A 22,000-nucleotide genomic window follows, 5' to 3' on the forward strand; every position below is an offset into this window, starting at 1 on the left:
GTCACCCCTCCTTGCGGATCAACCGCCCGAGCGCCGCGCGATCGGCTTCGAGCAGCTCGGCGATGCGCGTCGCGTTGACGTCGGCGACGATGATCTGCCCCACCTCGGTCTCCACTTCGGTGTAGATCCCCTGCTCCCGCATCTTCCGCGTCTGGTACTCGTTGTCCTCGGTCGGGCTCACGTAGTGCACGGAATCGACCTTGTAGCGATGGATCAGGAAGAGATGCAGGAGCGTCATCAGCCGCTTCTTGCGCAGCGCGTCGGCGAAGGTGTTCTGGTCGCGCACCGAGAGGATGCTGCGTCCACGCCGGTCGTGGATCGAGGCGAAGACGACGTTGGCGAGCTTCTCCTCCCCGGGGCCGACGATCGCCAGCTCCAGCAGCTCGGATCCGGCGCGGTGCGGCAGAAGCTGCACGCGCATCGGCGTGGTGATCCCGTTGTGCTCGGACCAGGCGGCCAGCCACTCCTCGAGCAGCTTCTTCGGCACCTCGGTCTGGATCAGGTGCTGGTGCTGCGTCGACCCCTTCCCCATCGCCTTGGTCGTCGCCGTGCGACCCGAGGAGGCGAGCAGCGCCGCGTCGAGACGCGGACCGCCGACCAGGGTTTGCGGCGTCTTGTAGGGCGATTCGACGAGACGGATCTTGCGCTGCAGTCGGGCGAGCGCCAGCATGCCGTCCTGCCGCAGCGCCGTGGCGAACTCCTCCGAGGCGACACCGTCGACCTGGTGACCGCCGTAAGTGATGAAGTTGAAGACGAAGCCCATCTTCCCCAGCTCTTCCGGGAAGCAGCGCATCTCGTCCTCGCTCATCCCCGTCGAGTCCCAGTTGAACGACGGAGAAAGGTTGTAGGCGAGCATCTTGTCCGGGTACTCGGCGTGGATCGCCTCGGCGAACTCGCGCGCCTCGTGCAGGTTGGCCGAGGCGGTCTCCATCCAGAGAATGTCGGCGAACGGCGCAGCAGCGAGCGACTTGGCGATCGCGTACTCCAGCCCGCCTCGCACCTGGTAGTAGCCCTCCGGGGTCTTGGCGTGCTCGCAGTCCCAGATGATGTGGATGCCGAGCGACTTGGCCTTCTCGCGTGCCGCCCAGAGCGAGGCGCGATGCGCGAAGCGGCGCCACTCCGCCACGCTCATGGCGAAGCTCTCGCCCTCCGAGATGCGGAACTCGAGCACCTCCGCCACCGCCTCGCCGAAGGTCTCGAGGCCGGCCTCGGCCTCCCACAGCTCGACGAGCTTCGACGCCGCCTTGTCGAGCTCGACATCGGCGGTGAGCTCGCCGCCCGCCTTGGCGGCGGCCGCACCCGCCGCCGCCATCGCGGCGAGCCCGGTGCGCTCGAGCCACGACTCGGCGCCGCGGTACTCCTCGGCCGAGATGGCGTAGAGCCGGTGGCCGTTGATCGCCGTCACCCCGAGCTCGTGGAAACGCTTCATCAGCGCCAGGATGCAGACCTTGTACGAGGGCAGGGCGACGTTCGTGGCGCCGAGGATGAAGGGATGATCGCGCTCGTCGCCGCGGCCGTCGAGGAGGTTCGCCGCCTCGGCGTCGGTGCGCGCCACGATGATGCCGGAGACCTTCATCACGTCGAGCTGGAAACGCGCCGCGTTGAGGCGTTTGATCTGCTCGTCGGAGGCGACCAGCACCTTGCCGCCCTGGTGGCCGCACTTCTTCGTGCCGGGCCGCTGGTCCTCGATGTGGTAGCCGGTGACGCCCACCTCGACGAACCGGCGGACGAGGTTGCGCACGTGCGGGTCGCCGCCGTGACCGGTGTCGGCGTCGGCGATGATGAACGGGCGATAGTCGTAGACCGGCGTCGCGGCGCGCTGCTTCTCGGTCATCCGCGATCGCAGGTACTGCTGATTGCGGTCGGCGGTGAGCAGGGCGCGCACCAGCACCGCCGCCTCGTCGGGGACCTGGGAGAGCGGGTAACTCGCCAGATCGGGACCCGGGTCCTCGGTGGTCGAGCCCTTGGCCGAGGTCGCCCAGCCGCCGAGGTAGATCCCCTCGATGCCGAGCCGCTTCATCGCCACCGCCTGCCCCGGCGAGTACGGGCCGAAGGTGGTGATGCTCTTCTTCTCGGCGAAGAGCTCGCGCAGGCGGGCGTGGAACGCCGTCGCCGCCTCGCGCGCCACCGTGTGGTCGTTGCGGATCGTGCCGCGCTGCTCGACGACCTGGCGCGCCGAGTAGAGGCGCACGATGCCGGCGAAGCGCGGGCTGTCGAACCACTGCTGGGTCTCGAGGACTTCCTGATCGAACGGATTGCCGGTCGGGGTCATGGGCCGCTCCTGCTTTCTAGGCGCCGAAGTCGAGGTTGGCGGTCAGACGCGTGCCGTCCTTCTCGAACGCGTCGAGGTAGCTGCGGATGCGCTGCTTGGCGATGCCGAGGTCGTGGTTGTTCAGGTTGAGGTTGAGCAGGTCGATGTACCAGGGCGCCTTGACCGGCTCCTTGACGTAGGCCTCGACGATCGCGCGGGCGATCGGCAGCGTCGTCGGCTTGGAGTCGTCGTGCACGTCCTTGTTGCGCGCAGCGAGGAGCTTGGCGTACTCCTCCTCGACCAGGCGGCCGAAGAGCTCGAGACCGAAGAGATCGCCGGCCTTCGAGCCGGTGCCCGGGTCGTCCTCGGTGAGCCGCGCCCCCTTGTGCATCCACTCCCAGAGGATCGACAGGCGGATCTCGCCGGTCGCCATGTCCTCCATGAGGTAGAGCACGTCGTCGTTGCCGAAGAAATCGGCCGGCTTCAGCGCTGCCGCCTGGAAGCCCTGGCCGAAGGCGTTGCCGTACTGCAGAGCGACCGAGAGCAGGTCACGCGCCCCGCGCACGGTGCGCGGCGCCGGCTCGAGGAGTGCGAGGCCGGCGGCGTCCTCGGCGGAATAGGTGAGCGACGGGAACTTCCGGCCGAGTTGGTTGGCCTCCCCCGCCTTCTCCCAGACCGGCCGCACGATGTGCACCATCTTCCAGTGCGCCACCCACTTGCCGCTCGCCCCTTCGCGCTGCTCGCGCTCGCCGCCGGCGACCGCCCGCTTCATCCCGGCGGTGACGCCGGCCTCCGAGCCGACCGGAATGTTCGGCTCCATGCCGCCCTGCCAGAGCGCGAAGCGGCCGTTGCGGTCGGGGGTGTTGACGGCGCGGCGCACCCGGTCCTCGTAGGTGCGCATGTAGCCGTAGGTCATCGTGATGGCGTCGATGTTCGGGTTGACGAACGAGCCGTCCCAGGCGAGCGCGTCGGCGACGCTGTTGATGTAGTCCCAGCGCCCGGTATTGAAGCCGACGAAATGCGGCGAGAGCGCGGCGCGGATCTCCATCAGCTGGAAGCTCGCCTCGATCTGCTCGATGAGCACGTAGACCTTGATCGTCCCGTCGGGGAGAGCGAGGTGCCGTTCGAGCGCCGAGAGCATCCGGTTCCACACGGCGGCCTCGCCGGCGGTCTGGATCTTCGGCAGGTAGAGGACGAGCGAGCGCCCCTCGCTGCGCAGCTGCTGGTAGTTGTTGACGACGTAGAGCACGAGGTCGACGATCGAGGCCGAGAATCCGGGCCCGTCGGACCAGCGGACGTGGCGGTCGTCGAGATGCAGGCCGCGCGCGCGGAAGATGCGGGTGGTGAAGTCGAGTTGGCCCCGCCAGTCGGCGATGATCTCGCGCCCGAAGAACCCCTTGCCCCAGGCGTTCATCTCGGCGGCCACGTGCTCGGCGACGCGCAGGAAGACCGGCGACCGGGAGAAGGCGAGCTTGAGGTTGCGCAGGTTGTCGAGCGACATCGTCTCGACCTGTCCGAGCGCGTCCTCGCCGTCGAACATCCAGCCGTCGGCGCCGGAGAGCAGCGCATAGGCGACGTTGCGCAGACCGGCCTCGACGGTGGCGTGCGGCTTGGTGCCGGGGCCGGTCCCCTGGATCCACTGCCGTTCGAGGTCGCGAGGGATTTCGCTGCCGTCGAAGTTGCCGGCGCGGGCGTCGGCGACGCGGATCGTCGTCCCGGGGATGAGCGACTCCGGGTCGAGGAACTCGATCCTCCGCCCCTGCCGCGCCCGCTCCCGCCGCCGGACGATGCGCACCTCCATCGCCGCCAGGCGCTCGCGGTCGAACGGCGCGAGGGCCTCGAGCGCGGCGAGCGCCTCGGGCGTGTAGACGTCGGGATAGGCCTGAAGCAGGGGGGCGCGGAGCTCGAGGGTTCGGGTCATCGCGGGTCTCCGGTGGCAGGCGGCCATCTGCGGCCGCCGATTGTCGCACTGCGGCATAGATCCTATGTCACGGCTCGGTCCGCGCCAACAGGCGTTTCGTCGGTCGACGCCGAGTGGCAAACGAACGGCGTCGGGCGCACGCCTCCGAAGGCTAGTCGTCGCGGTGGGTACCCGTACGCTCCTCGCGCCCACAGGCCAGGCACCACCAGCCGATCTCCGGGAACCCGCGCGAGACCCGTGTCGCGCTCCCACTCGATGGGCAAATCGGCCGGCGCGCCAGCATGTGAACAGCGATCGGAATGCCGCCGAGGACGAGCGCCAGGAACAGTAGCCACGAGCTCCTCGGCAACCAGCCGGCGCGCGCCGCGAGGAGCACGAGGACGAGAGCACCCAACCCATTCCAGGTTGCGAAGCGACGCGGCCGCGGTGTGACCTGCGCGGCGTTCAGCGCCTGCTTCCCCCCAGGCCGCTGCCTATTCGACCGAGAACCCCATGAGCTCCACCGGGAGCGTGGTGACGTTGACCTCGATCATCAGATTGTCGGTGCCGTTGGTCTGACCGCTCCAACTGGTGCCGCTGTTGCTGCTGAAGGCACGCCGATTGGGAATGGTTCCGGCGCCGGAGAGATTGCCGAGACTCGTCGACTGCGTCCACAGCGAGGTGTCGATGGTGCTCGGCTGCAGGACGATCCAGTAGGTCGTGTTCGCCGCGAGGTTGATGGTGCCGATCGGCGGCATGGTCTGTACGCCTACCGTCGTGGTCACGCCGGTGGCGTCGAACTGGCCGAATCCCGTGGCGCCCGCGACCGGCACGTTGTTGCCGGCGTCGTGGGCGTAGATGCGGACGACGAGCGACTGCGCGGCGTTGCGGGCGCCGCGAATGCTCACCGACGTGACGGTGTACGGATTGTTGTCGGTGGTGAACGCCTGGGCCATCCAGAACGTGCTCTGCGGCGAGGCGTTGCCGGCGGCGGTGCCGGCGAGATTGGAGACCACGACGACGCCGTTCGCCGCGCCGACCGTCGCCAGAGCGCCGACGGCGAGTAACAGAAAGACGATTCCGCTTCTGCACATGCCAGTCCCCCCGGACTTCGGTTCGACTTCGGCGTGGTTCCTTCGTTCCTTTCGGGAATCCTGGGCGTTCGTCCCCGGATCGTCAAGGCGCAACGAGCGCTGCCGCTCGCCCGCGCAGGGCGAGAGCTCGACTTCTCCTGCCGCCGCCGCCCCTCCCACAGGGCACGCCGACCGACTCGGGGTCGAATCTCGGCAAGCACGCACCTGCGTCCTCGCGGACCCGCCAGACCGCCGCCGGCTTCACCTTCCTCTTCCTGGCCGCCGCTCTCGCGTCTGGACATGCGATGGCGCCCGACCCGACGCCAGGGGTTCGATCCTCCACCTCCGTCCTCGCGGCTCCGGAGCCGCTCGAGAAGCGCCTGGCACCTTGCTCGGCACCTTGCTCGCGGGCACCCTTCTCGCGAGGGGAGCGACCCACCGATCATCCGTCGCTTCCGCCGCTCACCTGCCGGCGCAGCTCGGCCTCGAACCGGCGCCGGCCGTGGGTGAGGGCGCGGACGATCGAGAGCCCCCAGAGAAGCGCGGCGACGAGGACGGCGACCCCGAGCCCGCGCAACGCCAGGCTGGCACCGGCGGGCCCGAGCTTGGCGACGAGCCAGCTCCCCGAGGCGAAAGCGGTCGGCCCGACCGGCAGGAAGAAGGCCATCAAGGCGCCCACCACCGCCAGCGACAGGGCGCGCAACAGGCGCAGCGCGAAGGCGCTGCGGTAGCGGGCAAGCTCGGCACGCACGGCAGACTCGGCGCGCTCCTCACGTGTCGGTTCCATCGCGCCTCCCCGATTCATTCACCGAGCAGGGCGCCGCAGCGCCGGCAGATCGCCACCGAGAGGCCTCCGGGAAGACGTCCGCGGCAGGCCGGACAGCGCCAGTTGACGAGGTGGAAGACGACGCAGGCGATCACGAGGACGGCCCCGGCGAGCGCTTCGAGCCGCCAGTCGAGGCCGAGCGTGCTCCGTCCGGGCGACCGCACCGCCTGGACCACCGGCCACATGCCCACCACGAAGGGCACCGTCATCGCGAGCTCCTTGGCCCGCCGACTCTTGAACTCCAGCTTCACTTCGCGTTGCTTCGAATCCACTCTCTCCTCCTGTCGCCGGGGTCTCGTCGGCGCGTTCCGTCCAGGAGAGGAAACGTTGCCCGAGCGCTACACCGAACGGGAACGGCCCGGGCCCGGTCGGAGGCCGGGCGCCGCTCCTCACCTCGCCCGCCGACAGCCTCTCGCGACGAGCCCATCGAGACCGTTTCAGAAGTCGGGGTGGACCCCGGTGCGCTCCTCGCCGGCACAGCTCCGGCAGCGGTAGACGATCTCGGGGAAGCCCTGGGACACTCGCATCCGGGCGCCGCACGCGCGGCAGACGGGCCGGTGGCGCATCACGAACCAGGCGATCGGCACGCCGCCGAGGGCGAGCGCGAGGAAGGGCAGCCAGGGGCTCGTCGGCAGGAACCCACCCCGCGCCGCGAGCAGCACGACGGCGAGCGCCGTCAGCCAGGAGATCGTCGCGAATCGTCGCACTCGACGCGTGACCTCGGTGGCGTTCATCGTGCTCCCCCCCTCCCCAGGGCATTGTGCCACCGCCGCGGTACCCCGCGAAACCCTGGCAGCGCGCGACCCGCGTCTCCGCACCCGCCGCACCCCCGGGGTTGGCCGGAGGCCGCTCGATCTGCGCTAATACCGCCCATGCGCCGACCTGCCCTCCGCCTGCCGCTGGTCCCCGTCCTCGGCCTCGCCCTGGCCTGCGGCCTCGCCGCCGCGCCTCCCCTTCGCGCTCAGTCGAGAGTCGACGTCCGAGCGGCCGTGCCCGACGAGAAGCCGGCAGCCGGCCCGGCCCCCGGGGTCGCTGCCGCGAGCGACGAGCCTCGGCGCCCGCGCGTCGCGCTCGTCCTCTCCGGCGGCGGAGCCCGCGGGCTCGCCCACGTCGGGGTCCTGCAGGCGCTCGAGGCGATGCACGTCCCCGTCGACCTGGTCACCGGCACGAGCATGGGCGCGATCGTCGGCGGCCTCTACGCCGCCGGCACCTCGCCGGCCGAGCTCGAGGCGCTCGTTCACGGTCTCGACTGGCACGCCCTGGTCGACGACCGCCCGGACCGCCGGCACCTCCCCTACCGCCGCAAGGTCGACGATTACAACTACCTCACCCGCTGGGAGCTCGGCGTCTCGCGCCGCGGCTTCCGGCTGCCGTCGGGGCTGGTCGCCGGCCATCGACTCGGAGCGACGCTCGAACGGCTCTGCCTGCGCGCCCTCGGGACCGACGACTTCGACCGCCTCGCGCTGCCCTTCCGCGCCATCGCCACCGATGCGACGACCGGCGAGGCGATCGTCCTCGCTCGCGGCGATCTCGCCCGCGCCCTGCGCGCCAGCATGGCGGTCCCGGCGCTCTTCACGCCGGTCGAGCTCGACGGCCGCCTGCTGGTCGACGGCGGCGTCGCGTCGAACCTTCCGGTCGACGCCGCGCGAGCGCTCGGCGCCGACGTGGTCATCGCCGTCGACCTGGGCAAGCCGCTGGCAACGCAGAGCCGGCCCGACTCGATCGCCGGCATCGTGACGCGCACGCTCGACTTCGTCAGCCGTCGCGACGTGGAGCGCGCGCTCGCCGACGTCGACCTGCTGGTGCGCCCCGAGGTGGACGAGTGGGGCCTCCTCGACTTCGATGCCGGCCCCGAGCTGGTGCGCCGCGGAGCGGAGGCCACGAACGCTCAGGCCGAGGCGCTCCGCCGCTTCGCCGTCGACGAGGCGACCTGGCAGCGCTATCTCGCTCGCCAGCGCCGCGCGATGCCGGTCGTGCCGCTGCAGACGGTGGTCATCGACCCGGGTCCCGGGCTGCCTCGGGCGGCGGTGGCCAGGGCGGTCCACAGCCGCCCGGGCCGGGCGCTCGACCCGGCCGAGCTCGAATCCGACCTCAACCGCCTCTGGGAGCTCGGCGAGTTCGAGCGGGTCACCGCCGCGCTGAGCCCCGCCGATCCCGGCCGGTGGGAGCTGCGCATCACCGGCGAGCGCAAGGCCCTGGGTCCCGGACTGCTGCGCACCGGCCTGTCGATCACCTCCGACCTCGAGGGGACGAGCAGCTTCAACATGCTCGGCGCGCTCACCGTGACCCGGCTGAACCGACTCGGCGCGGAGCTCCGCACGACGGCGCAGATCGGCCAGTCGCCGATCCTCGCCGCCGAGCTCTACCAGCCGCTCGCCTCGTCGCGCATCCCCTTCGCCTCGCTCACGGTGAGCGGCGGCGAGTCGAAGGTGCGCCTGCCGTTCGACGACCACCTCGTCCAGGTGCGGGTCTGGCAACAGCACGTCGGTTTCGATCTCGGCCTCGCCCTCGGCCGCTACGGCGAGGCACGCCTCGGTCTCCGCCACGACAGCACGAGCAGTCGCCCCTTCGGCGAACACTCGAGCGGCGCACCCCACGACTACCGGGCCGACGTCGGCTACCGGGCGAACCTGGTGTTCGATCAGATCGACCGGCTGAACTTCCCGCGTCGCGGCGTGCTCGCGGTCGCCGAGCTCCACGACGCCGATCCGTCGCTCGGCAGCGACGAGGAGTACCGGCGGCTCGACCTCCAATCGCTCGCCGCCTGGACGACCGGACGGCACACGGTCGTCGGCATCGTCCACGCAACTTCGGCGCTCGGCACGACCCTCCCGAGCTCCGAGCGGGTCTACCTCGGCGGCCTCTTCAACCTCTCGGGAATGCCGGCCGGCGACGTCGCGGGCAACTACGGCGGTGTCGCCTCGCTCATCTACCTCTATCGCCTCGGCCGCCTGCCGAGCTTCGGCGAAGGGATCTACGCCGGCCTCTCGTTCGAAGCGGGCAACGCCTGGGAACGCTCCCGCTCCGCGCGGTTCGACGATCTGCGAACGGCGTGGTCGGTCGTCTTCGGCGCCGACACCGTCCTCGGCCCGCTCTACCTCGCCCACGGGCGAACCGCCAAGGGGAACGACTCGTTCTACCTCTACCTCGGCCGGACGTTCTGAGGCGGCCCGGCCTTCATCAGTCGACCGAGAACCCGGTCAGCTCGACGGGGAGAACCGCGACGTCGACGGCGATCATCAGGTTGTCCGTCCCGTTCGTCTGGCCGGACCAGCTCGCCCCGGCATTGCTGCTGAAGGCCCGGCGATTCGGTATCGCACCGGCGCCCGCGAGGTTGCCGAGGTTGGTGGTCTGGGTCCACAGCGCGGTGTTGATGTCGCTCGGCTGGAGGACGATCCAGTAGGTCGTGTTCGCCGCGAGGTTGATCGTGCCGATGGCCGGCAGTACCTGCACCCCGACGACCGCCGTCACGCCGCTCGCGTCGAGCTGACCGAAGCCGGTAGCGCCGGCGACCGGCCGGTCGTTGCCGGCATCGTGGGCGTAGACCCAGACCGAGATCGTCTGCGCCGCGTTGCGCGCACCGCGGAAGCTCACCGAGGAGAGGGTGTAGGCGTTGTTGTCCGTGGTGAAGGCCTGCGCCATCCAGAACGTGCTCTGCGGCGACGCGTTTCCCGCCGTCGTCCCGGCGAGATTCGAGACCAACGTCACGGCGTTGGCCGACGACACCGAGAGCAGAGCGCCGACCGCGATCCGGACCACTCTAGCGACGATCCGACCCATGGAAGCTCCTTTCCAAGGCAATGCCAACGGGGACCGGACAGCTCGACCTGGTTCACTCTTCCAGGCCCGATCCTGAGCCGTCCGCATCGCGCGCGTCAACACGGCACCGCGTCGTTGCCCTCCCTCGAGGACGGCGTCCCTTGTCGGTTCGAGCCGCACCTCGAGCCGATGCAGCACCGTCAACGGCCGGATCGGTCCACCGGCCTCGCCGCGCACGTCGAGGTCACACGGGAAGCCGGCGGCGACTCCTCGCCGCTCTCCTCGGCACACCTCGCCAAGGGCTAGCTTCGCCCGGCATGGGTTCGACCCTTCGGGCACTGCGGCGCCCGCCGTGTTGCACGGACCGTGAAGTCCGCTGGGTGACACGTCTCGGCGCCCCGGCGCGCGGAGACACCCCACCCAGGTCCCTCGCGTCGCTCGGGACGACGAGGTTTGACTGGTTGGGAAGGGGGCTCGTCGACCGGCCGACGTGGCCGGGGCGCTTCGTGGTGCGCCCCGGCGGACCGGCGGCCGGCCTTCGCTCTCAGCCCCAGGAGGCTTCGGGATCGCTGAGGTAGGCGTGGATGCCGGCAGCGGCCTTGCGGCCGGCGCCCATGGCGAGGATCACCGTCGCGGCGCCGGTGACGATGTCGCCGCCGGCGAAGACGCCGGGCTTGCTGGTGCGCAGGGTCTCCGGGTCGGCGGTGATGTAGCCCTTGCGCGTCGTCGCGAGGTCGGGCGTCGTCGACTGCACGATCGGATTGGCCGTGGTCCCCACCGCGATGATCGCCACCGAGAGCGGCAGGTCGAACTCCGAGCCGGGGATCGGCACCGGGCTGCGGCGACCGGAATCGTCCGGCTCGCCGAGCTCCATGCGCTGGCAGCGCGCGGCGACCAGGTTGCCCTTCTCGTCGCCGAGGAACTCGACCGGGTTGACCAGGAACTGGAACTCCACCCCCTCCTGCTCGGCGTGGTGGATCTCCTCGGCGCGCCCGGGCATCTCCTTCTGCGAGCGGCGGTAGAGCATGTAGCCATGCTTGGCGCCGAGCCGCAGCGCGGTACGGATCGAGTCGAGCGCCGTGTTGCCACCGCCCACCACCGCCACGTCCTTGCCGCGGCAGTCGTAGAGCGGCTCGTCGGCCTCGGGGAACTTGTAGGCCTTCATCAGGTTGACGCGGGTGAGGAACTCGTTGGCCGAGTAGACGCCGTTCAGGTGCTCGCCCGGCACGCCGAGGAAACGCGGCAACCCGGCGCCGGTGGCGAGGAAGATCGCGTCGTACCCCTCCTCCTGCATCAGCTCGTCGACCGTGACCGTGCGGCCGACGACGACGTTGGTCTCGAACTGCACGCCCATGGCGCGCAGCGAGTCGACGTCCTGGCGCACGATCTCCTTCGGCAGACGGAATTCCGGAATGCCGTAGACCAGCACGCCGCCGAGCTCGTGCAGCGCCTCGAAGACGCGCACCTCGTGGCCGCGCTGGACCAGGTCGCCGGCGCACGAGAGCCCCGCCGGGCCGCTGCCGACGATCGCCACCTTCTTGCCGGTGGGCGGCGCATTGGGCGGCAGGCCGAGCTTGCCCATCTGCCGCTCGTAGTCGGCGACGAAACGTTCGAGGTTGCCGATCGCCAGCGGCGCTCCCCGCTTGCCGAGCAGGCAGACGCCCTCGCACTGGTCCTCCTGCGGACAGACGCGGCCGGTGATCGCCGGCAGCGCGTTGTCCTCGCGCAGCTTGGCCGCCGCGGCGAGATAGTCGCCCTGACAGATCAGCTCGACGAACTCGTGGATCTTCACCCCGACCGGACAGCCGGCGACGCACTTGGGGCTGGCGCACTCGAGACAGCGCACCGCCTCGCCGTAGGCGAGCTGCGGGTCGTAGCCGAGGTTGACCTCGGCGAAGTCGTGCGCCCGCACCTCCGCCGGCCGCTCCGGCATCGGCAGGCGCGGCAGCTTGATGCGGTCCTTGAGCTTCGGACGTTCGGGGTTCATCGCGTCACCTCGGCACGGTCGGAATCTCGCGGGAGACGGTCTGCCGCTTCGAGCAGGTGGCACGAGTGCCGGACCTTCTCGAGCTCGGCTTCCGGATCCGCGAGGAAGGTGCCGAGCGAGGCACGCTCGGCGTCACGGTACATGGCGTTGCGCTGCGAGAGCACGGCGAAGTCGACCCGGTGGGCGTCGAACTCCGGCCCGTCGACGCAGGCGAACTGGCTCTTGCCGTCGATCACCACGCGACAGCCGCCGCACATGCCGGTGCCGTCGACCATGATCGAGTTGAGCGAGACGATGGTCGGCACGCCGTAGGGCCGCGTCGTCTCGGCCACGGCGCGCATCATCGGCACCGGGCCGATGGCGAGCACGCGGTCGATCTTGCGCCCGGCGGCGAGCCACTCGGCGAGCGGATCGACGACCAGACCCTTGCGGCCGTACGAGCCGTCGTCGGTCGTCACCACCAGCTCGTCGGAGACGGCGCGCAGCTCGTCCTCGAGGATCACCAGCTCGCGCGTGCGGCCGGCGAGCACCGTGAGCACTTCGTTGCCGGCCTGCTTGAAGGCCACCGCGGTGGGATAGGCGATCGCCGTTCCCACGCCGCCGCCGAGCACGGCGACGGTGCCGAACTTCTCCACCTCGGAGGCGCGCCCGAGCGGCCCGGCGACGTCGAGAATCGCGTCGCCCGCGCCGAGCGAGTTCATCAGCTTCGTGGTCTTGCCGATCCCCTGGACGATCAACGTGATCGTGCCGGCCTCGCGATCGGAGTCGGCGAGGGTGAGCGGGATCCGTTCGCCGTCGGTGTGCAGGCGGACGATGACGAACTGCCCGGGCTCGCGCTTGCGGGCGATGCGCGGCGCGAGGATCCGGAACAGGCGGACGTCAGGGGCGAGCTGGCGGGTTTCGACGATGGGGAACATGCGGGGCCCTCGGTCGTTGGCGCCGCAGTCTAGGCAGGGAGCGCCTGCCGCGCGCCACCCGCGGTCGCCCCCCCGACCCACCCTCGCGGGTGGGGACGGATCGCCGAACCTCAGGGTCGTGTCGCGGCGGGCAGCTCGCAGCTCGCTCGTCGCATCGGGAAGTCGACGGCGAGCTCCTTGCCGTCGATCCGGCCTTCGATGCGCGCCCGCAGCAGCCCGTCTTCGCCCAGCCGGTAGAGAATGCGCTGCGGGAAGTCGTGCCGCGGATTCTCGAAGATCGCTTCCTGCTCTCCGAGCCGGACGAGCGGGAAGGCGCCGCCCTCCTGCTGCGACGGCTGGGCGACGAGCTCGAGGCCGCCCGCCGCGGTCTCGTGGATCCGCATGAGCTCCCAGCCGACGGTGCGACCGCCGCGCACCGTCCGGCTGACCCCGACGAGAGTGCCCGCCGCCGGCGGCATCCAGACCTCACCGGTTCCCGATTCGGCGTCGACGACGGCCCAGCAGCCGGCGAGCCAGCCGAGGGCTTCGACCTTCCCGGCGACCGCGGCCACCGGAGCCGTTGCGGGCGCGGCCGGCGGCGCGGCCAGAACGGCCAGCAGCGGCAAGGCAAGCCAGGACAAGGCGCGCTCCGCTCTACGCCGGTCGCGCGACGACGTCGAACGCCGGAGGATCGACGATCGCCTTCTTGACCGCGCACTGGTCCATCGCCCGGATCACCGCCTCGCGATAGCGCTCCGGGAATCCCGCCGGCAGATCGAGCACGATGCCGATCTTCGCCAGTCGCTTGCTCGTCGGGTCGCGCTCGGTGGCGAGCGAAAGCCTCATCCCGTCCGTCGGGATCTCGCGCTGCTGGCAGAAGCGCAGCGCGTAGAAGCCGGCGCACGTGGCAAGCGAGGCGAGGAAGAGGTCGAACGGCGACGGCGCGCTCCCCTCGCCGAGCGGTGCCGGCTGGTCGGTGAGCACGACGTGGGCCGGCAGTTGCGCGGCCACCGCGACGCCGCCGGGAAACGAGACGGTGATCTCCATGACAGGACCTCCTGGTTCTATCCCTCGAGGAGTCGGTCGAGCGCGGCTCCCGGCAAGAGCTCTTCGGGGGCAGCGCCGCGCCGGAACAGGCGCGCACCGCGCAAGCCCCCGAGGCGGGCTCGACCGCCCTCCACCCGCAGCCAGGCTCCTTCGCGCAGCGCGAGCACCGGGGTGGCGTTCTCCTCGTGGAATTCGCGCAGGCGCTGCTCGCGGGTCTCGCCCATGTGGGTCGACGCCGGATCGGGATCGAGATAGTGCGGGTTGATCTGGAACGGCACGAGGCCGAGCGCGTCGAGGCTCGTCGGCTCGACGATCGGCATGTCGTTCGTGGTGCGGATGGTCGGACCGGCGAGGTTGGTGCCGGCCGAGGAGCCGACGTACGGCATCCCGGCCCGGGCTCGCTCGGCGAGCAGCGGCAGGAGCCCGCGGCGCTGGAGTGTCGAGAGCAGGCGGAAGGTGTTGCCACCGCCGACGAAGACCGCCTCGGCCTCGAGCAGCGTCCGGTGCCCTTCGGCTCCGTCTGCCACGGCATCGACCGCCAGATCGAGGGCCGCGAGACGGGCGCGGATGCGCTCGGCGTAGCCGTCGCGATCGGCGAGGGCGAAGGGCACGAAGGCGACGCGTCGGCACGGCGCGAGAAAGTCGGCGAGCTCCTCGGCCGCATGGTCGAGGAGACCGCGGCCGAAGCTGGTGGAGTTGCTGAGCAGCAGGAGACGTCGCATCGCCGGAGGTCCACCCGCGAACGGTTCGCGCAGTCTAGCTCAGCCCGGCAGCGGTTCTGCGGCTCCGCTCGCGGTCCTCGCCGCAGTCGGCTGCTCATGGCTCGGCCTGCTCGTCCTCACCACCGACGTCCCGCGCCAGGACACGATTCGCCTCTGGCAGCATCGCCTGGCGACGATGGCCGAGGAGCGACGTGCCGGAATCGATCGCTGGCTCTCCGACGTGGTGGGCGAAGCGAACGCGCTCGCCGCCTTCCCGTCCGTGACGGCCTTCTGCCGCCAGGCCCGAGCGGAATCCGACCGCGGCTTCTACGACCTGGCGCACCTCCAGCAGGTCCTGAACGGCTCCCGCGCCATCTCCCAGGCGCTCGCCATCGGCGTGCTGCCGCCGACGGTCCGCCACTCGTCGCGGCGGTTCCCGGCCAGGCGCTGACCGAGAGCGAGCTCGCCGCCGCCCATCACTGCCGCGACGCGGGATCGTGCGACATCGAGATCCGCGCTCGGCCCGGCGAATCGCCCGCGCTCAGCGTCGTCGCGCCGGTGACGTCGCCGGAAGGGACGATCGGAGCCGTCGTTCTGAAGGTGGACCCGAACACCTGGCTCTTCCCGCGCCTCGCCGAGTGGCCCTTCGCCAGCCGCTCGGCCGACTGCCTGCTCTTGCGGGCCAGCGAAGCCGGGACCGCACACCTCTCCCCGGAGCGGCACAGCCCGTCGTTCGGTGCCGCCGAGTCGGGATCCGAGGGGGGCGCCGAGGCGGAGGTGCCGTGCCTGTTGCTCCCGTTGGCCAACGTCGCCACCGCCGGGCCGCCGAGCAGGCGCTGCGCGAAAGCGAGAACCTCTACCGCTCGCTCTTCCCGAACATGCTCAACGGCCTCTCGTACTGCCGGCTCGTCTACCGCGACGGCCGGCCGGTCGACTGGGTCTACCTGGCGGTGAACGACACCTTCGGTCGAGTCACCGGCCTCTCCGACGTGGTCGGCAAACCGGTCGTCGAGGTGATTCCCGGTCTCTTCGAGCGCGACCCGATGCTGCTCACCATCTACTCGCGCGTCGTCGAGACCGGCCGGCGGCGCCCGCGACGGGGACGTGTGAGAGAGTCCTACCCCGGATGTACCTCGAGTTCTACGGCTTCCGCGAGCCACCCTTCAACCTCACGCCCGATCCGCGCTTCCTCTTCCTCTCGGATCGTCACCGCGAGGCGCTCGATGCGCTGCTCTTCGGCATCCGCGAGCGCAAGGGGTTCATCCAGATCACCGGCGAGGTGGGAGCCGGCAAGACGACACTCTGTCGCGCGGCGCTCGAACGACTGGGCGAGACGGTGCACACCGCCCTCGTTCTCAACCCGGTGCTGACCGCACCGCAACTGCTGCGCACCGTGCTGCGCGAGCTGGGGCTCGACCCGGGGCGCGCCGATCGCGCCGCCTGCCTCGAGCTGCTCAATCGCTTCCTGCTCGAGCGCGTCGCCGTCGGCCACGACGTGGTGCTGCTGATCGACGAGGCGCAGGACCTCTCGCCCGAGCTGCTCGAGCAGGTTCGTCTGCTGTCGAATCTCGAGACCGACCAGCGCAAGCTGCTGCAGATCGTGCTCGTCGGCCAGCCCGAGCTGCGCGACATGCTGGACGACCCGGGGCTCCGGCAGCTGCGCCAGCGCATCACGGTGCGCTACCATCTGTCGTCGCTCTCGCGCCTGGAGTCCGAGCACTACATCCGCTACCGGCTCCAGGTGGCCGGCAGCAACGGACGACCGACCTTCAGCTCGTGGGCACTCTGGCGCCTGCACCGCTATGCGCGGGGGGTGCCGCGGCTGATCAACGCGGTCTGCGACACGGCGCTGCTCTGCGGCTACGTCGAGGGCACCGACGACCTGCGGCTGCGCCATGTCCGGCGCGCCATCCGCGAGCTCGAGGGAAAGAGGCGATGAGCCTGATCAGTGATGCGCTCAAGAAGGCCCGGCAGGACGCGGCACGGCACGACGCCGGCCGGATCGACGGCGCGCCGCCGGCGCTGCCTCGTCACATGCCGATCCGCCGCGACCCGCCGCGGGCCTGGGTCCCGGCACTGCTCGGCGGATTCGCCGGCGCCGCCCTGGTGACCGCCGCGCTGCTCTGGTGGTTGCGTCCCGCCAACGCTCCGGCGGAGAGCGCGGCGGGCGGGGGAGCGACCCGTTCCGCCGCCACCCCGGTGGCCGCCGTCTCGCGCCCGCGCACTGCCGACACGACCGCTCCCGCTCCCGGCGTCCCCTCGTCGGCCACGCCGGTCAGCATCGTGCCGCCGGCCGGCTCGACGGCGACATTGGCCGAGGTGACCCTTCCCGCCGTCCTCTCGAGCGAGCCGATCCACCTCCCGGCGTCCGGCCCGACCGAGAGGGTCCGCCCCACGCCGACACCGCGCCCCGCCGCTGCTGCAGCGAAGGACGGAGCGGGGGCGGCGCCGGAGCCGGCACCCGGGGACGCCTCGCCATCCGTGGCGCCGACGGCGGCCGCTCCTCCGCCCACCGCGACCGAGCTCCCGCCCTACCGGGTCCGGCTCGCCGACGGTCGGGAGCTGGTGCTCAACGGGATCGCGGCCGGGGAAGGGGTACCCGTGGCGCTGGTCAACCGCCGCGCGGTGGGCATCGGCGAGAGCGTCGACGGCTGGCAGGTCACGCGCATCGAGCCCAAGCAGGTCGAGCTGACGCGGGACGGCGAGCGCGTGATCCTCAGCCTGCGCCGCTAGCACGGGCCGTCGCCGACCTCGATCGCCCCAACGGCGCAACGATCGTAGAGCGCCCGCAGCGCCGCGCGCAGGTCGCCGTCGTGCTGCCGGTAGATCGCTGCCGCGTCGATCCGAGCCGCCACGCTCTCCTCGGTCAGCTCGGCCACCAGCTCGGCGAGCAGGCCGGCGCTCGTCGTCGTGCGATGGAGTGCCGGCAGCAGCCCGTCGCGATGCGAGGTGACGACCAGGGCGGCGAGCCGTCGGCTGTCGCGTTCGAGTCGTCGCCACTCGCCGGGGGCGAGCGCATCGGCGCCGTCGACGAGAAGGTGCGTCTCCGGGCCGGCCGATCGGAGCGCTGCCCCCAGGACGTCGCGCCGCGGCCCGCGCTCCGGTTCGGCGCCGACGAGGGCGACCGGGATCCCGTCCGCCGCCAGGCGCCGTGCGAGCTGCTCGAGCAGCGTCGTCTTGCCGCTCCCGTCCGGCCCGACGATCGCCCCGCGACCGCCCAGCGATGCCAGGCGGTCCCTCAGCTCGAGCCACGATCCGGTGAGAAAGCGGTAGGCCAGCCGCTCGAGGCGGTGCGAGGCGAACGGATTGTCGCGCGCGCGCAATGCGCCGCGCCCGTCAGTCCATCGCGTTCTCGAAGCCGATCTCCGCCGGGCGATGGCCGACGGCGACGCCGAGCAGATAGGGGACCTCGACCGCCGCGCCGTCGCGCGTCGCCGGCTTGAAGACCCACTCGCGCAGCTTGTCGAGCGCCAGCAATTCGAGGGAGGCGGGCCCGCGCCGCGACAGCACCAGCGGCCGGCTCACCTTGCCGTCGGCCTCGACCACCAGCTCGACGATGTAGAAGCCCCCTTCGTCCTTGAGGCGCAGCGGCATGCGCGGCGAGGGATCCTTGTCGGGCTTCGGCGCCACCAGCCCCGGGAGGTCGCCCACCGGACCGTCCTTGGTGTAGCGCGTGCCCTTCGGCGTCGCCCGCACTCGCAGCCCCTCCTTCTGGAGCGCCTTGGCCGGTGCGCCGTAGGGGGAGAGATCGGCGTCATTGAGGATCGGCAGCAGGCCGGCGGCCATGTGCCAGTGCCAATTCGCGTCGGCATCGCGCCCCAGCCCCTTCTCGGCGATCGCTCGCACCATGGTGTAGAGGATCAGGTCGCGGTCGGCCGCACCCTCGGCGGCGTACTGGTCCATGGTGTTCTTGAACTGGGTCGCCGCGCCCTTCTCGGCCGCTGCCCAGTTGCCGGCACGCAGGTCCTTCTCGACGGCTTCGTAGTCGGCCTTGCGCTTCTCCGCCTGGGTGGCAGCGAGCGCCGGGCGAGCGGATACGGCAACGATCAAGGCGCCGGCGAACGCCGTCAGGGCGACGCGACGCAGAACGGATGAGCTCATGTTCGTCTCCTTGCGTGGAATCGGCGCCTCTCCGGCCGCGTCGGCCCGGGGGCGCATCGCGTGAAATGTTACACGGGATCGCCGGCGGCGCCCTGGGCGTCGAGTCGGACTTCCTCGCCGCTCGGCGAGAGCACGATCTCGCGACGCGCCACCTCCCCGCCGGGCTCGGCGACGGCTTCGAGCGCCCAGATCAGCGAGATCAACCGACCCGAGAAGCTGTAGGGCCCACTCGGCGCTCGCAGGCTGACCCGCTGCTCGCCGAACGCGCCTCCCTCGAGCGGATGGCGCTCGACGATCTCGACATCCTGCGTTCCCTTGCCCTCGGTGTACCAGAAGAGGCGCAGCTCGAGCCGCTGCGGCGGCGAGGCGAGGTGCCAGGCGACGCGCACGGCGAGCGTCTCGCCCGGAGCGAACGCGTTGCGGCCGCCGTCGAGGTCGATCCTCAGCTCGCTCATCCGACCTCCTCCTGCGGCTGCACTTCGAGGGTGAACTCTTCGGCGATGTCGGGCCAGCGTGGGATCTCGCCGGCGAGCTTCAGCGTCCAGACGATCTTGTTGTGATCGGCCGCGAAGGAGTGCATCGAGGTCGCCGGCACGCGGAAGGTGAGACTGCCCCGCTCCATCTCGGCAGCGACCGTCGAGGTGAAGAGCACCTCGCTATGGAAGACGTGCCGGTCGGTGGCACTCGAGGTGCCGCGCCGGTAGGTCGCCTCCTCGCGCCCTTCGAGCTCCAGCCGCAGGCTCGTCATCCGCCGCACGCTGCCGCGGAACGACCAGTCGAGCCGCTCAATCTCGCCGAGCCGCGGCCGCCCGCTCGCGAGCTCGAGGCGCGGACGCGGATTGGTCGCAGCGAGAATCTGGTGCGGCACGGCGACGAGCAGGGCCAGGCCGATCAGCACGAACGGCGTCATGAAGAGCGTCAGCATCACGTCGCCGTGGCCGCTGCGCCACCCGGCGACGACCTGGACGACGAAGACCGAGGTGATGCCGTTCCAGAAGAGAGCCACGAAGAGGGTGCCGAGCGTGCGGACCAGCGGACCGGCCGCCGGCTTGAGCTGCACCGGGGAGGAAGCGGCGACGACGGCCTGCCCTTTCAGCGCCGCGCGGTGGCTCGGCAGCTCCGCCTGGCGGCGCCCCGGGCCGAGGTTCCACCACAGGCCGAAGAGCCCGCCGGCAAAGAACGGCAGGGCGAGAAGCCCGAGCAGGTACTTGGCGCTCCAGCCGCGCTGTAGCACCGACGAGGCCGGATCCCGCGGATCGACGAAGCAGGTCACTGTCGCTCCCACCGGGTGCGCGTCGACGACCCGCTGCTTGGCCTCGTAGCCGCTGCTCGAACCGCCAAGGAAGTCGTAGCGGTTGCCGCGATAGGTCCGGCCGCCGACCTCGTAGCGGTAAACGATGTCGACGCTGTAGGTCGTCGAATCGTCGCCCTCGTGCGAGCGCACGGTGCTCGACTCGACGACGCACGCAAGCGCCGTCCAGGAGCGGGCGACGACCAGCCGGGCGAGCGGGCGGTAGAGCAGGAAGTAGCCGAGACCGAGGCCGACGGCGACGAACAGAAGAAAGAACGGGATCAGGCAGCCGCGGGAGGAGAAGCGTCGCGTCGCCTCCTGGGAGATCGACTGCTTGACGCGATCGCTCGTCGTCCCCTCTCCGTAGCGCCAGGTGAAATACAGGCCACCCAGCCCGACCGCCGCGAAGACCAGCGGGAGGAGGAGCATCAGCCCCTCGAGCAGCGAGCCGGGCTCGAGCGCCGACTCTTCCGGGCGATCGGGATCGACCAGGCAGTCGACCGTCGTTCCGGCCGCGTAGCGGGAGACGAGTCGCTCGGCCTCGCTCGCGTCGTCGCCGCCGCTGTAGCCGGGGCGCAGCCGGTCGCCGGCGTAGGGCCGCCCGTTCCAGGAGTAGGTGTAGCGCACCACCGCCCGGTGGTCGCTCGCGCCGCTCCCGTGCTCGGCGTGGCTCGCCTCGATGGTGCAGGGAACCTTCGTCCAGCTTCGCATCGCCAACGAGGCGAGGAAGCTCCGCCCCATGAGCACGCCGAAGACGACGCCGAAGCCGAGGAAGACGAGGAAGAAGAGGGAAATGCCCAACCGGCCGGCGCAGCCGCGCTGCCCGCTCGAAGCCCCCGCACCACGAATCTCGAACTGCATCGACGGACCCTCCGTCGTACCCCAGTCGACTGCGGACTAGCGAAAGACCCGCCCTCACCCTGGCGGGCGCCGCTCAGCGGAAGCTCTCGCGCACCCGCGCCGCGTCGAGCACCAGGCGGGCGCGGGAACCGTCGGCCGGCTTGACCGCTGCATCCGGCCCCCAGGGCTCGAATTCGAGCGGGTTGACGATCTCGGAGAAAACGTCGCGCAGGGCGCGCGCGCCGGTGCGGTTCTCCTTGGCCGCCTGCTCGGCCACCAGGCCCGCCGCCAGGTCCTCGAGCTCGAGGTCGATGCCGAGGCTTTCGAAGTAGCGCCGCGAGCGGTGGAACGGCGAGTCGTAGGAGTGCAACAGGATCTCCTTGAGCACCGCCGGCGAGAGGTCGTTCATCACGATCACCTTGTCGAAGCGCGCCATGAACTGCGGGATCATGCCGTACTCGAAAAGGTCCTTCATCTTCAAGAAGTCTGCCAGGGCGAAGCGCGATTCGATGCGCACCCCGCCGTCGGCGGTCTTGATCGCTTCGGACTTGACCCGCTCACCCGAGCCGGCCCGCGAGACCCGGTTGTAGACCTGGTCGTAGAGCCCCTCGAAGGCGCCGCCGCAGACGAACATCATCCGGCCGGTGTCGATCTCGAGGTGGACCTCGCGCTCGCGGTCGCCCTCCCAGACGTGGGTGCGGAACGGCACCCGCTCGCCTTCCATCAGGGTGAGCAGCCCCTGCTGCAGCACCACGCCGATCGGGTTCGGCTTGCCGGCGACGACGGTGGTCATCTTGTCGATCTCGTCGATGCACACCGTCGCCCGTTCCATCGCCTCCTTGAGCGCCGCGGCGCTCGGCCGCTCCCCGAGCAGGGTGCGGGCCCGCTGATCGATGGCGGCGAACATCCGGTCGGGCCGGAACTCGGTGCGCTCCGAATCGACGAGCAGGTTGGCGTTGAGGATGGTCATCGAACGGAAGGCGCGGAACGCCGGCACGCTGTCGTAGACGCGCTGGATGTTGTTCATCACCGTCGTCTTGCCGGTACCGGAGTTGCCGATCAGCAGGATGTTGCCGGAGACCTTGCCGGTGGTGTGCTTGTAGATGGCCACCGCGACGAAGCGCAGCGCCCGGTCCTGGCCGAGGACGCCCCGGCGCAACTCGCCGAACAGGTCCTTCGGCGTGATGCGCGCGATCTGCTGCTCGACATCTTCCGCCGTCGCGGCGGGTGCTGCGGAAAGCTCGGCCGTCATGCCATCCTCCTCGTCGGGCTAGCTTATACGCAGGAGACGTGCCAACCGTCACCTCGGCACCCGACGATAGGATCGC

21 protein-coding genes are annotated in these 22,000 nt (G+C 70.9%); 4 read left to right on the forward strand and 17 right to left on the reverse strand.

The window, feature by feature from the left end:
* Position 1: 1 nt before the first annotated feature.
* The 6 genes from IPJ17_18765 to IPJ17_18790 all read right to left on the reverse strand — a co-directional run bounded on the left by IPJ17_18765 (position 2) and on the right by IPJ17_18790 (position 6,784).
* Positions 2-2,272 carry an isocitrate lyase family protein gene (locus IPJ17_18765; protein QQR73499.1) on the reverse strand — a complete coding sequence of 757 codons (2,271 nt, stop codon included), beginning with the start codon at positions 2,270-2,272 and terminating at the stop codon, positions 2-4.
* 16 nt (positions 2,273-2,288) lie between these two features.
* The gene (locus IPJ17_18770) at positions 2,289-4,172 is read right to left on the reverse strand and encodes a malate synthase (protein QQR73500.1); all 1,884 of its coding nucleotides are present in this window, start codon (positions 4,170-4,172) and stop codon (positions 2,289-2,291) included.
* A gap of 473 nt (positions 4,173-4,645) precedes the next feature.
* Positions 4,646-5,245 (reverse strand): hypothetical protein, encoded by a 600-nt coding sequence (locus IPJ17_18775; GenBank protein QQR73501.1) that lies wholly within the window; start codon positions 5,243-5,245, stop codon positions 4,646-4,648.
* A gap of 421 nt (positions 5,246-5,666) precedes the next feature.
* Positions 5,667-6,011 carry a hypothetical protein gene (locus IPJ17_18780; protein ID QQR73502.1) on the reverse strand — a complete coding sequence of 115 codons (345 nt, stop codon included), beginning with the start codon at positions 6,009-6,011 and terminating at the stop codon, positions 5,667-5,669.
* A 14-nt stretch (positions 6,012-6,025) separates the two neighbouring features.
* Positions 6,026-6,322 (reverse strand): hypothetical protein, encoded by a 297-nt coding sequence (locus IPJ17_18785; protein ID QQR73503.1) that lies wholly within the window; start codon positions 6,320-6,322, stop codon positions 6,026-6,028.
* A 165-nt stretch (positions 6,323-6,487) separates the two neighbouring features.
* Complete coding sequence (locus tag IPJ17_18790; GenBank protein ID QQR73504.1) at positions 6,488-6,784, reverse strand: hypothetical protein; 297 nt, start codon at positions 6,782-6,784, stop codon at positions 6,488-6,490.
* Between the two features lie 138 nt (positions 6,785-6,922).
* Here IPJ17_18790 and IPJ17_18795 point away from each other — a divergent pair, with 138 nt between their 5' ends.
* A complete protein-coding gene (locus IPJ17_18795; GenBank protein ID QQR73505.1) occupies positions 6,923-9,214 on the forward strand; it encodes a patatin-like phospholipase family protein in 2,292 nt (763 codons plus the stop codon).
* A gap of 16 nt (positions 9,215-9,230) precedes the next feature.
* On the opposite strand, the gene IPJ17_18800 is transcribed toward IPJ17_18795, so the two are convergent.
* The 6 genes from IPJ17_18800 to pepE all read right to left on the reverse strand — a co-directional run bounded on the left by IPJ17_18800 (position 9,231) and on the right by pepE (position 14,461).
* Complete coding sequence (locus IPJ17_18800; protein QQR73506.1) at positions 9,231-9,830, reverse strand: hypothetical protein; 600 nt, start codon at positions 9,828-9,830, stop codon at positions 9,231-9,233.
* A 523-nt stretch (positions 9,831-10,353) separates the two neighbouring features.
* Positions 10,354-11,796: an NADPH-dependent glutamate synthase gene (gene gltA, locus IPJ17_18805; GenBank protein QQR73507.1), complete on the reverse strand. Its 1,443-nt coding sequence runs from the start codon at positions 11,794-11,796 to the stop codon at positions 10,354-10,356.
* Entirely contained in the window at positions 11,793-12,713 is a 921-nt protein-coding gene (locus IPJ17_18810) for a sulfide/dihydroorotate dehydrogenase-like FAD/NAD-binding protein (protein ID QQR73508.1), read from the reverse strand. The genes gltA and IPJ17_18810 overlap by 4 nt, the downstream gene beginning before the upstream one ends.
* Positions 12,714-12,823: 110 nt before the next feature.
* Positions 12,824-13,333 carry a hypothetical protein gene (locus IPJ17_18815; GenBank protein QQR73509.1) on the reverse strand — a complete coding sequence of 170 codons (510 nt, stop codon included), beginning with the start codon at positions 13,331-13,333 and terminating at the stop codon, positions 12,824-12,826.
* 13 nt (positions 13,334-13,346) lie between these two features.
* The gene (locus IPJ17_18820) at positions 13,347-13,739 is read right to left on the reverse strand and encodes an OsmC family protein (protein ID QQR73510.1); all 393 of its coding nucleotides are present in this window, start codon (positions 13,737-13,739) and stop codon (positions 13,347-13,349) included.
* A gap of 17 nt (positions 13,740-13,756) precedes the next feature.
* Positions 13,757-14,461 (reverse strand): dipeptidase PepE, encoded by a 705-nt coding sequence (pepE, locus tag IPJ17_18825; GenBank protein QQR73511.1) that lies wholly within the window; start codon positions 14,459-14,461, stop codon positions 13,757-13,759.
* Between pepE and IPJ17_18830 the strand changes: the two genes are divergently transcribed.
* The 3 genes from IPJ17_18830 (at position 14,436) to IPJ17_18840 (ending at position 17,173) form a co-directional block, all read left to right on the forward strand.
* The gene (locus tag IPJ17_18830; GenBank protein QQR73512.1) at positions 14,436-14,891 is read left to right on the forward strand and encodes a hypothetical protein; all 456 of its coding nucleotides are present in this window, start codon (positions 14,436-14,438) and stop codon (positions 14,889-14,891) included. The two genes, pepE and IPJ17_18830, sit on opposite strands and share 26 nt — an antisense overlap.
* A gap of 675 nt (positions 14,892-15,566) precedes the next feature.
* The gene (locus tag IPJ17_18835; protein ID QQR73513.1) at positions 15,567-16,379 is read left to right on the forward strand and encodes an AAA family ATPase; all 813 of its coding nucleotides are present in this window, start codon (positions 15,567-15,569) and stop codon (positions 16,377-16,379) included.
* The gene (locus IPJ17_18840) at positions 16,376-17,173 is read left to right on the forward strand and encodes a hypothetical protein (protein ID QQR73514.1); all 798 of its coding nucleotides are present in this window, start codon (positions 16,376-16,378) and stop codon (positions 17,171-17,173) included. Before IPJ17_18835 ends, IPJ17_18840 begins: the two co-directional genes overlap by 4 nt.
* Here IPJ17_18840 and IPJ17_18845 read toward each other — a convergent pair.
* The 5 genes from IPJ17_18845 to IPJ17_18865 all read right to left on the reverse strand — a co-directional run bounded on the left by IPJ17_18845 (position 17,170) and on the right by IPJ17_18865 (position 21,924).
* A complete protein-coding gene (locus IPJ17_18845) occupies positions 17,170-17,763 on the reverse strand; it encodes a hypothetical protein (GenBank protein QQR73515.1) in 594 nt (197 codons plus the stop codon). The genes IPJ17_18840 and IPJ17_18845 overlap by 4 nt on opposite strands.
* A 13-nt stretch (positions 17,764-17,776) precedes the next feature.
* Positions 17,777-18,541, reverse strand: coding sequence for an energy transducer TonB (locus tag IPJ17_18850; GenBank protein ID QQR73516.1), 765 nt, complete (start codon positions 18,539-18,541; stop codon positions 17,777-17,779).
* Between the two features lie 68 nt (positions 18,542-18,609).
* On the reverse strand, positions 18,610-18,996 hold the full coding sequence (locus IPJ17_18855) for a hypothetical protein (protein QQR73517.1): 387 nt from the start codon (positions 18,994-18,996) through the stop codon (positions 18,610-18,612).
* Positions 18,993-20,693: a DUF3592 domain-containing protein gene (locus IPJ17_18860; GenBank protein QQR73518.1), complete on the reverse strand. Its 1,701-nt coding sequence runs from the start codon at positions 20,691-20,693 to the stop codon at positions 18,993-18,995. Before IPJ17_18860 ends, IPJ17_18855 begins: the two co-directional genes overlap by 4 nt.
* 73 nt (positions 20,694-20,766) lie before the next feature.
* Entirely contained in the window at positions 20,767-21,924 is a 1,158-nt protein-coding gene (locus IPJ17_18865) for an AAA family ATPase (protein QQR73519.1), read from the reverse strand.
* Positions 21,925-22,000 lie beyond the last annotated feature (76 nt).

It is taken from the genome of Holophagales bacterium (assembly GCA_016699405.1).
Taxonomy (GTDB): domain Bacteria; phylum Acidobacteriota; class Thermoanaerobaculia; order Multivoradales; family JAGPDF01; genus JAAYLR01.